The organism is Burkholderia sp. AcTa6-5, from assembly GCF_017815075.1.
GTDB lineage: Bacteria > Pseudomonadota > Gammaproteobacteria > Burkholderiales > Burkholderiaceae > Burkholderia > Burkholderia sola.
Window position 1 is genome coordinate 77,875 of the sequence record NZ_JAGIQE010000005.1, and the last position, 13,324, is coordinate 91,198.

Consider the following 13,324-nt stretch of genomic DNA (forward strand, 5'->3'; position numbering starts at 1 on the left):
TTCTCCTCGGACTCCCGGTAGCACCGCGTGCGAATCAGACATTCCTTCCTTTGCGTCTCCGTGCTGGTCGTCGGCAGCCAGAGCCAGGCGACGGAATTCAATTCGTCGTTCCTCGACATCGACGGAACGCGCAACGTCGACCTGTCGCAGTTCTCGCAGGCCGACTTCACGCTGCCCGGCGAGTACATGCTCGACGTGCAGGTCAACGACCTGTACCTCGGATTGCAGCCGGTCGAATTCGTGGCGGTCGATGCGACGGGCGCGGGCAAGCCGTGCCTGCGGCCGGAGCTCGTCGCGCGGTTCGGCCTGAAGCCGTCGCTGGTCAAGGACCTGCCGCGCTTCCGGGGCGGTAGCTGCGTCGACCTGGCCGCGATCGAAGGGGCGACCGTGCGTTACCTGAAAAGCGACGGGCGGCTCAAGATCACGATTCCGCAGGCGGCGCTCGAATTCACCGATTCGACCTACCTGCCGCCGGAGCACTGGTCCGAAGGGATTCCCGGCGCGATGCTCGACTATCGCGTGATCGCGAACACGAACCGCAACTTCGGTGCGGGCGGCGGGCAGACGAATGCGATCCAGGCGTACGGGACGGTCGGCGCGAACTGGGATGCGTGGCGTTTTCGCGGCGACTACCAGGCGCAATCGAACGTGGGCAACACCGCGTACGCGGACCGCACGTTCCGCTTCAGCCGGCTTTATGCGTTTCGCGCACTGCCGTCGATCCAGTCGACGGTGACGTTCGGCGACGACTACCTGACCTCCGACATTTTCGACACGTTCGCGCTGACGGGCGCGTCGATCCGCAGCGACGACCGCATGCTGCCGCCGTCGCTGCGCGGCTATGCGCCGCTGATCTCGGGCGTCGCGCGCACCAACGCGACCGTGACCGTGTCGCAGGCCGGCCGCGTGCTGTACGTGACGCGCGTGTCGCCGGGCGCATTTGCGCTGCAGAACATCAACACGAGCGTGCAGGGCACGCTCGACGTCGCGGTCGAGGAAGAGGACGGCAGCGTGCAGCGCTTCCAGGTGACGACGGCCGCCGTGCCGTTCCTCGCGCGCACCGGCCAGTTGCGCTACAAGGCCGCGGTCGGCAAGCCGCGGCTGTTCGGCGGCGCCGGCATCACGCCGTTCTTCGGCTTCGGCGAAATCGCGTACGGCCTGCCGTTCGACGTCACCGCGTATGGCGGCTTCATCGCCGCGTCGGGCTATACGTCGATCGCGCTCGGCGTCGGCCGCGATTTCGGCGCGTTCGGCGCGGTGTCGGCCGACGTCACGCATGCGCGGGCGCGCTTGTGGTGGAACGGCGCGACACGCAACGGCAACTCGTATCGGATCAACTATTCGAAGCACTTCGACGGGCTCGATGCGGACGTGCGCTTCTTCGGCTACCGCTTCTCGGAGCGCGAGTACACCAGCTTCGCGCAGTTCTCCGGCGACCCGACCGCGTACGGCCTCGCCAACAGCAAGCAGCGCTATTCGGCGACGCTGTCGAAGCGCTTCGGCGACACGTCGACCTATTTCTCGTACGACCAGACGACCTACTGGGCGCGCGCGTCCGAGCAGCGCGTCGGCCTGACGCTCACGCGTGCATTCTCGATCGGCACGCTGCGCAACCTGAACGTCAGCGTGTCGGCATTCCGCACGCAAAGCGCCGGCGCGAGCGGCAACCAGTTCTCGGTCACCGCGACGCTGCCGATCGGCGGCCGCCACACCGTCACGTCGAACCTGACGACGGGCAACGGCAGCACCAGCGTGAACGCGGGCTACATCTACGACGATCCGGCCGGCCGCACCTATCAGGTCAATGCGGGCGAGACCGACGGCCGCGCGTCGGCGAACGCGAGCTTCCGGCAGCGCACGTCGGCGTACCAGCTCACCGCGCAGGCATCGACGCTCGCCAATGCGTATGCGGCCGCGTCGCTCGAAGTCGACGGCTCGTTCGTCGCGACGCAGTACGGCGTGTCCGCGCACGCGAACGGCAACGCGGGCGATACGCGGCTGCTGGTGTCGACCGACGGCGTGCCCGACGTGCCGCTGTCCGGCACGCTCACGCACACCGATTCGCGCGGCTACGCGGTCCTCGACGGCATCTCGCCTTACAACGTGTACGACGCGACCGTGAACGTCGAGAAGCTGCCGCTCGAAGTGCAGGTGACGAACCCGATCCAGCGCATGGTGCTGACCGACGGCGCGATCGGCTTCGTGAAGTTCTCCGCCGCGCGCGGCAGCAACCTGTACCTGACGCTGACCGACGCGGCCGGCCACGCGCTGCCGTTCGGCGCGTCGGTGCAGGACGCGGCGAACGGCAAGGAGCTCGGCATCGTCGGCGAGGGGGGCGCGGCGTTCCTGACCCAGGTTCAGCCGAAATCCGCGCTGGCGGTGCGGGCGGGCGAACGCACGCTGTGCACGATCGACGCGCTGCCGAATCAGCTCCAACTCGAAGGCACGCCGATTCCGGTGACGTGCCGGACACCGGGCGAGTCGCATGCGGCGGCCGCGCGGGTCGAACGATGATTTTCATGGATCCAGCGATGAAGAACGCTTTCTCCCTTTCTTTCCCGCGGCGCGCGCTGTGCGCGTTCGCGACCGTCGGCGCGATGCTGGCTGGCGCCGCGCAGGCGGCGATCGTGCCCGATCGCACGCGCGTGATCTTCAACGAGGGCGAGCAGGCCGCGATCGTGACGATCACCAACAAGAGCGCGACATATCCGTATCTCGTGCAGTCGTGGCTCGAGGACGCGAAGGGCAACAAGACCACATCGCCGCTGATGGTCGTGCCGCCGCTGCAGCGCATCGAGGCGAACGAGCGCAACGTGCTGCGGATCGCGAAGCTGCCGGGCACCGAGTTGCCGGCCGATCGCGAAACGGTGTTCTACCTGAACATCCGCGAAGTGCCGCCGAAGACCGATACGCCGAACACGCTGCAGATCGCGCTGCATACGCAGATGAAGCTGTTCTACCGGCCGAAGGCCGTGCAGCCCGCGCGCGACGAGGACTGGACGCTGCCGATGACGCTGCGGGTGGAGGCGGCCGCGCACAAGCTCGTGTTCGACAACCCGACGCCGTACCACGTGACGGTGGTCGACGTGAGCGCGGGCGCGCAGAAGACGCCGGTGCCGATCGAGCCGGTGATGGTGAGCCCGATGAGCACGGCCGACGTGCCGTTCAAGGCCGCGACGCCGGCGACGCTGTTCGTCACGCATATCGACGATTACGGCGGCCAGGTGGCGGTCGAGTATGCGTGCGACGCCGGTGTGTGCAAGAGCGTGAAGCAATGAGCGCGGGCATGCGTCATCGGGCGGCGCCGGCGGCATGGCTGCGCTGGGTCGTCCTCGCGCTGCTGATCGCGGCCGTGCAGCCGGCGTGGGCGCTGCGCTGCCTGACGAACAGCGGCGCGACGTCGTTGACCGAGCCGATCGGCGGCGTGGCGTCGTATCCGACCGACGCGCCGGACGGCTACGTGATCTGGGTGTCGCCGGTGCGCACGACGTCGGGGTATTGCTACAAGGACCTGGGGGACGCCGGCAGCCTGAAGGTCGTCGACAACATCTACTTCTACGCGAATCCGAATCGTACGGACCCTGCCGCATGGGGACTCGAGATCGGCATCCGCTACAAGGGCGTCGATTATTTCGACAAGACCAGCAATCGCGGCGGCGGGGTGTTTACCGGGTATTCGGTGCCGCCGTGCACCCGGTACGACTTCGACCGCGGGCGTTGCCAGCGCACGAACATCAGCATCGACTACCAGGTCGTCGTGCGCAAGAAGGGCAACTGGATCCAGCCGCCGAGCGATATCTACACGGTGTTCCAGTTCGACGGCGAGTTCGGGCTGAATGCGTTCGGCACGAGCTTCCAGTACCGGCTGAGCGGCCTGCGCAACCTCAAGCCGACACCGTGCTTCGTCGACGTCCTCGTGACGCCCGAACCGGGCATCGTCAATTTCGGGCAGGTGCAGGCGGCGGGTAGCGGCTTCATGCCCGCGGTGCCCCGCAAGCGGTTCTCGTTGTCGCTGACCAAGAAATGCAACGTCGCGGTGCGGGTGGACGGGTATTTCGAAACGAGTTTTCCGGTCCAGAACGGTTTGCTGGTGCCGGCGCAGGACAGCAATTTCGGGATCGGCATCGAGGATAGCCAGGGCAAGGCCATTCCGTTCAACCAGCAGTTCACGCTGGCTCAGTTCGCGTCCAACGTAATGAATCAGAGCGTGCTGATGGACGCGGTGCTGAAGTCGTTCGGGCCGCCGAAGATCGGGCGGTTCGATGCGACGGCGACGATCCGGTTGTTCATCTACTGACGGCGGTGGGCGCGGCCGCGTCGTGAATCTCGGCCGTTTCGGTCACCGGGCAACTTCCTTCGGCCCGGAAAGCTTGCCGTGCTTCGTAGACCCGTCGCGTTCGTCCCGTCCGCCGAAGCAGGTATTCCGGCAATTATTCAGACAAATCCCACTAACCCAAAGGGTTATCTCGTAATCGGATTGAGAATGATTTGCGTTTACGTTAAATTCCCTTATCTCGGAATTTGACGGAGCAGATCGATGGCGATGGCGGAAGTGCTCGACCGACCGGTAGCGGCAGCGGCAAACCCGTTCCTCGGCAGTTATCCGGACCTGCCGCCGCGCGCCGCGCCGCGTGCGCGCCGGGCGTCCGAGCCGCGTGCGCAGGGCGCGCTGCTCGATGTGCTGATCTCGCATCGCGCGATGCTCGTCAACGTCGCGCGCGGCTTCGTCGGCTGCGCGAGCCGCGCGGAGGACGTCGTGCACGACGTGTTCGTGAAACTCGTCGAGTTCCCCAATCAGGACGCGGTGCGCCAGCCGGTCGCGTACGTGACGCGGATGGTGCGCAACGCATCGATCGACGCGTGCCGCCGGCAAAGTCTCGAAAACGTCTATCACACCGAAGAGGACGACGGCTACGACGTGCCGTCGCCCGAGCCGACGCCGGAAGCCGCGTTGATGACGCGCGATACGCTGCGGCGCGTGTGCGCCGCGCTCGACGACCTGCCGGCGCGCAGCCGCGCGGCATTCGAGATGGTGCGGCTGCGCGAGGAGACGCTGCAGACCGCGGCGCGCGCGCTGAACGTGTCGCAGACGCTCGTGCATTTCATGGTGCGCGACGCGGAGCGCCACTGCGCGGAATGCCTCGACGCATGCCATCGCGGCGTCGCCTGCCCGGTGTTCCTGGGCGGCCGCGCACGGCGGCGGTAAAAAAACGCGCCGGCCAACCGTCTATCAGACAGGAGCGGCCGAATTCGCCGCTTCGCTTCCTTCAACCGCCCAGCGATTTCCGATCATGACGCAAGCCCCGACGCCTTCCGCCGACACCGACGATCTCGTCTATACGGTCGTCATCAACGACGAAGAACAGTATTCGATCTGGCCGACGTTCCGGCCCGTGCCCGCCGGCTGGCGCGAGATCGGCGTGAGCGGCCCGAAGGCCGACTGTCTCGCGCACATCGAAACCGTCTGGACCGACATGCGCCCCGCGAGCCTGCGCCGCGCGATGGACGGCGAGCGCGCGACGCGCGCGTCGTGACCCGTTGCGCCGCATGTGCGGCGCGTCACCTGAAGAGGACGTTGCATGACCCTGCTTTCGTTGCCGACGCTCGACGACCTGCGTATCGAGCCGGGACTGCCCACCGTCGTGTCGCCGCGCGGCAACGACGGGATGTCGATCGACGACGTCGCGCCGCTCGCGCGCGAGATCGCGGCCGACACGCTCGAACGGGCGGGCGGCGTGCTGTTCACGGGCTTTCGCGTGCCGTCGATCGACACGTTCCAGCAATTCGCAGCCTCGTTCGGCGATCCGCTGATCGGCTATGAATACGCGTCGACGCCGCGCAGCCAGGTCGAAGGCGCGGTCTACACGTCGACCGAATACCCGCCGCACCGCGCGATTCCGCTGCACAACGAGCAGTCGTACACGCGCGAATGGCCGCTGCGGATCTGGTTCCACTGCGCGCTCGCCGCGCCGAAGGGCGGGGCGACGCCGATCGCGGACAGCCGCGCCGTTTACCGCGCGCTCGATCCGGCGCTCGTCGCGCGCTTCGAGAAGCGCGAGCTGCTGTACGTGCGCAATTTCGGGCAGGGGCTCGATCTGCCGTGGCAGCAGTCGTTCGGCACCGACGAGCCGGCCGAGGTCGAGCGGATGTGCGCGGCGCGCGGCATCGAGTGCGCGTGGCGCACCGACGACGACGGCGAACTGCTGCTGCGCACGCGCGAGCGTTGCCAGGCCGTCGCGCGCCATCCGCGCACGGGGGACCGCGTATGGTTCAACCAGGCGAACCTGTTTCACCTGTCGGCGCTCGACGACGACATGCAGGAAGCGCTCGTCGACGCGGTCGGGCTCGAGAACGTGCCGCGCAACGTGTATTACGGCGACGGCGAACCGCTCGAGGCCGACGCGCTCGCGCAGATCCGCGGCGTGCTCGACCAGCAGCGCATCGTGTTCCCGTGGCGCACCGGCGACGTGCTGATGCTCGACAACATGCTGACCGCGCATGCGCGCGACCCGTTCGAGGGGCCGCGCAAGGTCGTCGTCGCGATGGCACAGAGTTACACGGTCCCGCGCGACCGAACGGAGGATTGATGACGCGTCGTACCGCCGCGCTTGCCGCGCGCGGGCTGTCGGTGGGATATCGCGACCATGTCGTGATCGACGGGCTGGACCTGTCGATCGCGGCCGGCCGCGTAACCGCGCTGTGCGGACCGAACGGCTGCGGCAAGAGCACGCTGCTGCGCACGCTCGCGGGCCTGCAGCCCGCGCGTGCCGGCCACGTTGAAGTCAACGGCAAGCCGCTCGCATCGTTTCGCCGTCGCGCGCTCGCGCGCGAGCTGACGATGCTCGCGCAGTTCAACCAGATTCCGTCGGGCCTCACGGTGCGCGAACTCGTCGCGTACGGGCGCTATGCGTACGGCGGCTTCCTGCGCGGCCTGTCGCGCGCCGATCATGCGGCGATCGACGAGGCGCTCGACACGAGCGGCCTTGCGAACGATGCGGAGCGCGACGTCGGCGCGCTGTCGGGCGGCGAACGCCAGCGCGCGTGGATCGCGATGGCGCTCGCGCAGCAGGCGCCGATCGTGCTGCTCGACGAACCGACGACGTATCTCGACATTCATCACCAGCTCGACATCCTCGATGCGCTGCGTGCGCTGAACCGCGCGCGCGGGCTGACGATCGTCTGGGTGTTGCACGACCTGAACCAGGCGGCCGCGTACAGCGACGAGATCGTGCTGATGCGCGCGGGCCGTCTCGTCGCGCAGGGCACGCCCGACGCGATGCTCGAGCCGGCGCGGCTGCGCGCGGCGTTCGGCGTCGAGATGCTGAAGCTCGCGCATCCGCAGACGGGCGCGCCGATGTGCGTGCCGGCCTACGGGCCGTCGACCGACGGCGCGCCGCAGGCGGCCGGCGTCTTCGACCGGGATCTCGCCGTATGACGACGTTCGCGATGCGCAAGCGCCTCGCGGCGACGGGCAAGAGCGCGGCGAAGGGCCGGGCCGGCGCGATCGCGTTCGGTCTCGTCGCGCTGATCGCGCTGCTCGCGGCGCTGCGGATCGCCCCCGATCTGCGCGTGTGGTGGGACGCGGCGCCCGGCAGCGATGCCGCGTCGCTCGCGCACGTATTCCTGTTCGACCTCAATCTGCCGCGCGTCGCGGCCGCGCTCGTCGCGGGCGGCTGCCTCGGCATCGCCGGCGCACTGTTCCAGTCGCTCACGCGCAATCCGCTCGCGTCGCCCGACCTGCTCGGCGTGACGGGTGGCGCCCAGCTCGGCCTGCTCGCGGCGATGCTGGTGCCGGCGCTGGCGGGCGTCGCGTCGGTGCCGCTGCTGTTCGTGTGCGGGCTCGCGGCCGCCGCGTGCGCGATCGTCGCGGCGGGCGGCTGGCGCGCGACGCCGTTGCGGCTCGTGCTCGCGGGCAGCGTGTGCATGCTGCTGTTCGCCGCGCTGTCGACGCTCGTGCTCGCGTTCTTCGAGCAGAACATCGCGGGCGCCGCGCTGTGGACCAACGGCAGCCTGTACCAGCCGGGCGCGGCGGGCCTCGCGCTCGCCGCGCGCTGGCTCGTGGTGCCGCTGGTCGCGCTGCCGTTCGTGATCCGGCCGCTGAATCCGCTCACGCTCGGCGACGATGCGGCGGCCGCGGCCGGCGTGCGCGTCGATGCGACGCGGCTTGCCGCGACGATCGTCGCGGTCGCGTTCACGAGCGTGGCGGTCAGCATCGCGGGCCCGCTGTCGTACGTCGGCCTCGTCGCGCCGAACCTGCTGCGCCAGGTGCGCGGCGCGCGCGCGGCGCGGCTCGGCGTGCTGGTGCCGCTGTCGGCGCTCGCCGGCGGCGCGCTCGTGCTCGTCACCGACAGCGCGGTGCTCGCATCGGGCCTCGACGCGACGCTGTCGACCGGCGTCGCGATCGCGCTGGTCGGCACGCCGCTGATGCTCGCGATGATCCGGCGCGGCGCCGCGTGGTCGGGCGTGCTGCACGCGGATGCCGAACGTGCGGCGGGCGGCGGCTCGACGCGGCTCGTCGGCTGGCTCGAACGGCTCGGCTGGCCGTTGCGCACCGTGCTGTTCGTCGTGGCGGGCTTGCTCGTGGTTTTTGTCGGCGTGTCGGCCGGCCCCGAATGGCTGTCGCCCGCGCGCTGGTCGGCCGCGCTGTCCGGTCACGATGCGCTCGCGCGGATGCTGATCGACCTGCGCCTGCCGCGCCTGCTGTGCGCGCTGCTCGCCGGCGCGTTGCTGGCGGTCAGCGGCGTCGCGATGCAGAGCGTCGTGCGCAATCCGCTCGCGGGCCCGGAAGTGCTCGGCGTCACGCAGGGCGCGGGGCTCGTCACGCTGTTCGCATTGTCGACGTGGCCGCTGATGGGCCACGTGACGCTGGCCGCCGCCGCGCTGATCGGCGGCGGGCTGTCGCTCGCGATCACGCTCGCGCTGAATCACCGGCATCGCTACGCGCCGCTCGCGGTCGCGCTGACCGGCATCGTGATCGGCGCGCTGTGGACCACGCTCGCGCAATGGCTGATCACGCAGGAAAGCGTGCAGCCCGCGCGCTTCGTCGTATGGCTCGTCGGCGGTACGTACGGCCGCAGCTGGGGCGAGGTGTCGATGCTGCTGCCGTGGTGCGTGCTCGCGGTGCCGGTGTTCGCGTGGCTCGCGAAACCGCTCGACATGCTCGCGCTCGGCGACGATCAGGCGGCCGCGCTCGGCCTGCCGGTGGCCGCGCTGCGGCCGCTCGCGCTGACGATCGCGACGCTCGCCGCGTGCGCGGCCGTCGCGGCGGTCGGGCCGGTCGGTTTCATCGGGCTGATGGCGCCGCACGTCGCGACGATGCTCGGCGCGCGCCGACATCGCACGCGGCTGTGGCTCGCGGCGGCGTGCGGCGCACTGATCCTCGGCGTCGCGGATCTCGCGGCGCGCACCGTCGTCGCGCCGCGCGAAGTGCCGGCCGGCGTGCTGACCGCGCTGATCGGCGCGCCGTACCTGCTCGGGCTGCTGATTCTCGAGGGGCGCCGCGCCCGGCGCGCCGGGCGATGACGCCGGCGCTCGAGGGCGTGCGCGCCACGCGCTTTTCGGCGTTCGCGCCGGAACCGTTCGCCGAGCACCTCGACGCCGTGTGGCTCGGCATGCCCGACGATGGGCACGCGCCGGGCCGCATCGTCGTGCCCGTCAGCGCGTTGCCCGCGCACCGCGACGCCGTGCTCGCCGCGATGGTCGACCATTACGGCGGCGATCCGGCGCAGCATGCGCGTGCGCTGATGTCGCAATGGAGCAAATACTATTTCGGCCGCGCGGCGCCGGCCGGCGTCGTTGCCGCGCTGACGCTCGGCCGGCCGCTCGACATGACGCCCGAGCGCACGTTCGTCGCGCTCGACGACGGGATGCCGGCCGCACTGTATTTCGCGAGCGATGCGCTCGGCGCGCCGTGCGACGAACCTGAGCCGCGCTATGCGGGGCTCATCGCGCATCTCGGCGCGGTGATCGACCTGCTCGCGGCGATGGGTCGCGTCACGCCGCGCGTGCTGTGGAGCAACGCGGGCAACCTGCTCGACTATCTGCTCGATACGTATCGTTCGCTGCCGTGCGCGGCGGATCCCGTCCGCGATGCGGACTGGCTGTTCGGCTCGACCTGCGTGCGCGGCGAATCGAATCCGCTGCGCCAGCCCGTGCGCGATGCCGTGCCGCGCTCGCCGCTGCTACCGACGCCGTTTCGCGCGCGTCGCGTGTGCTGTCTGCGCTACGAAATTCCTGGAGAAACGCAACTGTGTGGAAGCTGCCCGCTGCTATTGACGATGGACGACGCGGCGCTGGCCGAGCAGGACGCGATCCGGTGACGCACGCCGGCCGCCGGCATGTGCTTGGCACGCTCGCGGCCGCGCTCGGCGCCGCGTGGTGCGGCGCGTTTTCCGCATCGGCCGCCGCAGCTTCCGTGGCCGGGAGCGCCGGCGGTACGCAAGGCGCCGTGTCGCTGGCCGGCAATCCCGTCGTGTCGCAGGCCAGCGCGAAGATGCCCATGCGGCCGCAGCGCGTGGTCGCGCTCGACTTCATGTTCGCGGAAAGCGTGATCGCGCTCGACCTCGTGCCGGTCGGGATGGCCGATACCGCGTTCTATCCGGGTTGGCTCGGTTATCGGAGCGAGCAGCTCGCGCACGTGACCGACATCGGCTCGCGGCAGGAGCCGGGGCTCGAGGCGATCGCGGCGGTCAAGCCGGACCTGATCATCGGCGTCGGGTTCCGGCATGCACCGATCTTCGACGCGCTCGACCGGATCGCGCCGACGATCCTGTTCCAGTTCAGCCCGAACGTGTCCGAAGGCGGCGTGCCCGTCACGCAGCTCGACTGGATGCGGCAGATCTTCCGGACGATCGGCGCGGTGACGGGGCGCGACGCGCGCGCGCAGGCGGTCGAAGCGCAACTCGACGCCGGCATCGCGCGCAATGCGGCGCGGCTCGCGGCCGCGGGCCGCCACGGCGAGCGCGTCGCGCTGCTGCAGGATCTCGGCTTGCCCGATCGTTACTGGGCCTATACCGGCAACAGCACGTCGGCCGGCCTCGCGCGGGCGCTCGGGCTCGATCCGTGGCCGAAGAAGCCGACGCGGGAAGGCACGCTGTACGTGACGTCGGCCGACCTGCTGCGGCAGCGCGACCTGGCCGTGATGTTCGTGACCGCATCGGGTATGGATGTGCCGCTTTCCGCGAAACTCGATTCGCCGGTGTGGCGCTTCGTGCCCGCGATGAAGGAACACCGGATCGCGCTGATCGAGCGCAACATCTGGGGGTTCGGCGGGCCGATGTCGGCGCTGAAGCTGGCCGACGTGATGACCGATACGATGCTGAAGCTGCCGGCCGTGCGTTGAGCGTGCGGACGAGGCCGCGTTGACGGGCAGGGCGTGGCGACCGACTTGACGACGCGGGGCTTCCGCCTGTCCTTTCGCTACACGTCAGCCACATTCCCCGCTGAAACGACCATCGCCGACACACTGCCCATGCAGCGTGTCGGCGATTTTTTCGATCGACTGTCGGTGTCGTGTTACGCGCTCAGCGCATCGACGCCATCCTGCGCGCGCAGGCGCGCCGGCTGCGTGTCGCTGACGATGCGCCCGTTGTCGAGCTTCAGCAGACGGTCGGCGAGATCGAAGTAGCGGTCGTCGTGCGTGATCACGATCACGGCCTTGCCGCGCGCGCGCAGCTCGGGCAGCAATTGTTCGTAGAACACGGCCTTGAACGACGGATCCTGGTCGGCCGCCCATTCGTCGAACAGGTAGAACGGGCGATCTTCCAGGTACGCGACGACGAGCGCGAGCCGCTTGCGCTGCCCGGTCGACAACGCGCGCGTCGAGAATGCGCCGTCGACCACCTTCACCTTGTGGTCGAGCGCGAGTTTCGCGACGAGCGCGTTCGCCCGCGCATCGGCCTGCGCACGCGACGGATCGTCGGGGTCGACGATGCCGAGCAGCGCATCGAACAGATGGAAATCGTTGAACACTGCGCTGAAGCGCTGCCGGTAGGCCGCGCGTTCGCGCCAGCCGATCGTGCGGCCGTCGACCTCGATCGTGCCTTCCTCGGGCTCGTACAACCCCGTCAACACCTTCGCGAGCGTCGTCTTGCCGCTGCCGTTGCCGCCGACGATGAACACGAGTTCGCCCGGCTTGATCGTCAGGTCGATCGGCCCGATGCTGAACATCCGTTCGTCGCGCTCGTGGAAATACGCATGCGTGACGCCGCGCAGCGTGACCGCGCCGGCCGGCGGCACGTCGGGCGCATCGGCCGCGGGCGGCACCGTGCGCAGCGCGCCGAACTCGGCCATCACGCCTTCGATCCGCGTGAGCGACACGCGCGCCGCGTTGACGGTCGGCAGGTTGTTCAGCAGGCCGTCGAGCGGCACGAGCATGAACAGGAACACGACGACGTAGCCGGCGGCCGCGGCCGGATCGGCATGCACGCCGAGCTGCGGCCAGAACGACGCGATACCGAGGAACACGTAGAACAGGAAGATGATCCAGCCGACGCCGACCGCATACGCGCTGAACGCGCGGCGTCGATGGTCGCGCACTTCGCCGATCGCGGCGCCGAGCTGGCCGTCGACGAACTGGCGGGCGCGCGCGTCGTGCAGCTTCAGCTCCTTCGCGCCGGAGAACAGCGAGCCGAGATAGCCGAACAGGCGGTCCTGCGCCTGGCCGGCCGCTTCGAGCGCCGCGATCGCGCGGCGGTCGCCGGTGTGATAGCCGAGCGAGCCGGCGACGATCGCGGCCAGCGCCAGCACGCACACGGGCCAGGACAGCCACGCGAGATAGCCGAGGCAGCCGAACACGATCGAGCCGTGCATGACCAGGTTCGGCAGCGCGAAGAACAGCATCGACACGTTGGTCGCGTCGTCGGTCAGCACCGACTGCACGGGCGCCGCGCCGATCCGCTCGATGTCGCGCAGTTCGGCCGCGCCGACGCGCCGCGCCAGATGCACGCGCAGCCGCGCCATCGTGTCCTGCGACAGGCGGGCGAACAGCGTGCCCGACACGATCCGCGTGACGAGCGCGATCACCGCGCACAGCGCGAAGCGCCACGCGAGCGCGGCGTCGGCGGCGCCCGGTTGCGACAGCGCGCGGTTCAGCGTCGCGACGAGCAGCACGCTCGCGACGCCGTTCAGCACGCACGCGGTGAGCGCCAGCGTGAGCGACACGCGGCTTTCGCGCAGCAGCGCAAGGATCAGGCGCGCCGCGGGGCGGCCGGGGGAAGCGTCGAGGGACGGCGGGGAAGAAGGCTCGTGGGCGGCTGTCATCGGCAACGTCGGTAAAGGGAAGGCAGGCAATAACGCGAAAAACGGCAAATCTGACGCGAAAGCG

General features: G+C 69.6%; 11 protein-coding genes. 10 read left to right on the top strand and 1 reads right to left on the bottom strand.

From position 1 onward, the window contains the following. The first annotated feature begins 60 nt into the window (after positions 1 to 60). The 10 genes from J8I33_RS09005 (at position 61) to J8I33_RS09050 (ending at position 11,341) form a co-directional block, all read left to right on the top strand. Complete coding sequence (locus tag J8I33_RS09005; protein ID WP_209935208.1) at positions 61 to 2,514, top strand: fimbria/pilus outer membrane usher protein; 2,454 nt, start codon at positions 61 to 63, stop codon at positions 2,512 to 2,514. Positions 2,515 to 2,531: 17 nt separating this feature from the next. Then, positions 2,532 to 3,278: a molecular chaperone gene (locus tag J8I33_RS09010; protein ID WP_050012603.1), complete on the top strand. Its 747-nt coding sequence runs from the start codon at positions 2,532 to 2,534 to the stop codon at positions 3,276 to 3,278. Then, positions 3,275 to 4,297 carry a fimbrial protein gene (locus tag J8I33_RS09015; protein ID WP_209934683.1) on the top strand — a complete coding sequence of 341 codons (1,023 nt, stop codon included), beginning with the start codon at positions 3,275 to 3,277 and terminating at the stop codon, positions 4,295 to 4,297. The genes J8I33_RS09010 and J8I33_RS09015 overlap by 4 nt, the downstream gene beginning before the upstream one ends. A 240-nt stretch (positions 4,298 to 4,537) precedes the next feature. Then, the gene (locus J8I33_RS09020; protein ID WP_050012605.1) at positions 4,538 to 5,206 is read left to right on the top strand and encodes an RNA polymerase factor sigma-70; all 669 of its coding nucleotides are present in this window, start codon (positions 4,538 to 4,540) and stop codon (positions 5,204 to 5,206) included. An 85-nt stretch (positions 5,207 to 5,291) separates the two neighbouring features. Next, entirely contained in the window at positions 5,292 to 5,534 is a 243-nt protein-coding gene (locus J8I33_RS09025) for an MbtH family NRPS accessory protein (RefSeq protein WP_050012606.1), read from the top strand. 45 nt (positions 5,535 to 5,579) lie between these two features. Then, positions 5,580 to 6,587 (top strand): TauD/TfdA family dioxygenase, encoded by a 1,008-nt coding sequence (locus tag J8I33_RS09030; RefSeq protein ID WP_089467403.1) that lies wholly within the window; start codon positions 5,580 to 5,582, stop codon positions 6,585 to 6,587. Further along, complete coding sequence (locus J8I33_RS09035; RefSeq protein WP_124652828.1) at positions 6,587 to 7,435, top strand: ABC transporter ATP-binding protein; 849 nt, start codon at positions 6,587 to 6,589, stop codon at positions 7,433 to 7,435. The genes J8I33_RS09030 and J8I33_RS09035 overlap by 1 nt, the downstream gene beginning before the upstream one ends. Continuing rightward, complete coding sequence (gene fhuB / locus J8I33_RS09040) at positions 7,432 to 9,522, top strand: Fe(3+)-hydroxamate ABC transporter permease FhuB (protein WP_124556431.1); 2,091 nt, start codon at positions 7,432 to 7,434, stop codon at positions 9,520 to 9,522. Before J8I33_RS09035 ends, fhuB begins: the two co-directional genes overlap by 4 nt. Further along, the gene (gene fhuF / locus J8I33_RS09045; protein WP_209934688.1) at positions 9,519 to 10,319 is read left to right on the top strand and encodes a siderophore-iron reductase FhuF; all 801 of its coding nucleotides are present in this window, start codon (positions 9,519 to 9,521) and stop codon (positions 10,317 to 10,319) included. Before fhuB ends, fhuF begins: the two co-directional genes overlap by 4 nt. Continuing rightward, complete coding sequence (locus J8I33_RS09050; protein ID WP_209934694.1) at positions 10,316 to 11,341, top strand: iron-siderophore ABC transporter substrate-binding protein; 1,026 nt, start codon at positions 10,316 to 10,318, stop codon at positions 11,339 to 11,341. Before fhuF ends, J8I33_RS09050 begins: the two co-directional genes overlap by 4 nt. A gap of 173 nt (positions 11,342 to 11,514) precedes the next feature. Here J8I33_RS09050 and J8I33_RS09055 read toward each other — a convergent pair whose 3' ends face one another. Next, positions 11,515 to 13,260 carry a cyclic peptide export ABC transporter gene (locus J8I33_RS09055; RefSeq protein ID WP_124556434.1) on the bottom strand — a complete coding sequence of 582 codons (1,746 nt, stop codon included), beginning with the start codon at positions 13,258 to 13,260 and terminating at the stop codon, positions 11,515 to 11,517. Positions 13,261 to 13,324: the final 64 nt, after the last annotated feature.

Bases quoted from the DNA above. Each gene is read 5' to 3' on its own strand.
- J8I33_RS09025 (WP_050012606.1), top strand. From the start codon at position 5,292: ATGACGCAAGCCCCGACGCCTTCCGCCGACACCGACGATCTCGTCTAT.
- fhuF (WP_209934688.1), top strand. From the start codon at position 9,519: ATGACGCCGGCGCTCGAGGGCGTGCGCGCCACGCGCTTTTCGGCGTTC.
- J8I33_RS09055 (WP_124556434.1), bottom strand. From the start codon at position 13,260: ATGACAGCCGCCCACGAGCCTTCTTCCCCGCCGTCCCTCGACGCTTCC.
- J8I33_RS09015 (WP_209934683.1), top strand. From the start codon at position 3,275: ATGAGCGCGGGCATGCGTCATCGGGCGGCGCCGGCGGCATGGCTGCGC.
- fhuB (WP_124556431.1), top strand. From the start codon at position 7,432: ATGACGACGTTCGCGATGCGCAAGCGCCTCGCGGCGACGGGCAAGAGC.
- J8I33_RS09035 (WP_124652828.1), top strand. From the start codon at position 6,587: ATGACGCGTCGTACCGCCGCGCTTGCCGCGCGCGGGCTGTCGGTGGGA.
- J8I33_RS09030 (WP_089467403.1), top strand. From the start codon at position 5,580: ATGACCCTGCTTTCGTTGCCGACGCTCGACGACCTGCGTATCGAGCCG.
- J8I33_RS09010 (WP_050012603.1), top strand. From the start codon at position 2,532: ATGAAGAACGCTTTCTCCCTTTCTTTCCCGCGGCGCGCGCTGTGCGCG.
- J8I33_RS09020 (WP_050012605.1), top strand. From the start codon at position 4,538: ATGGCGATGGCGGAAGTGCTCGACCGACCGGTAGCGGCAGCGGCAAAC.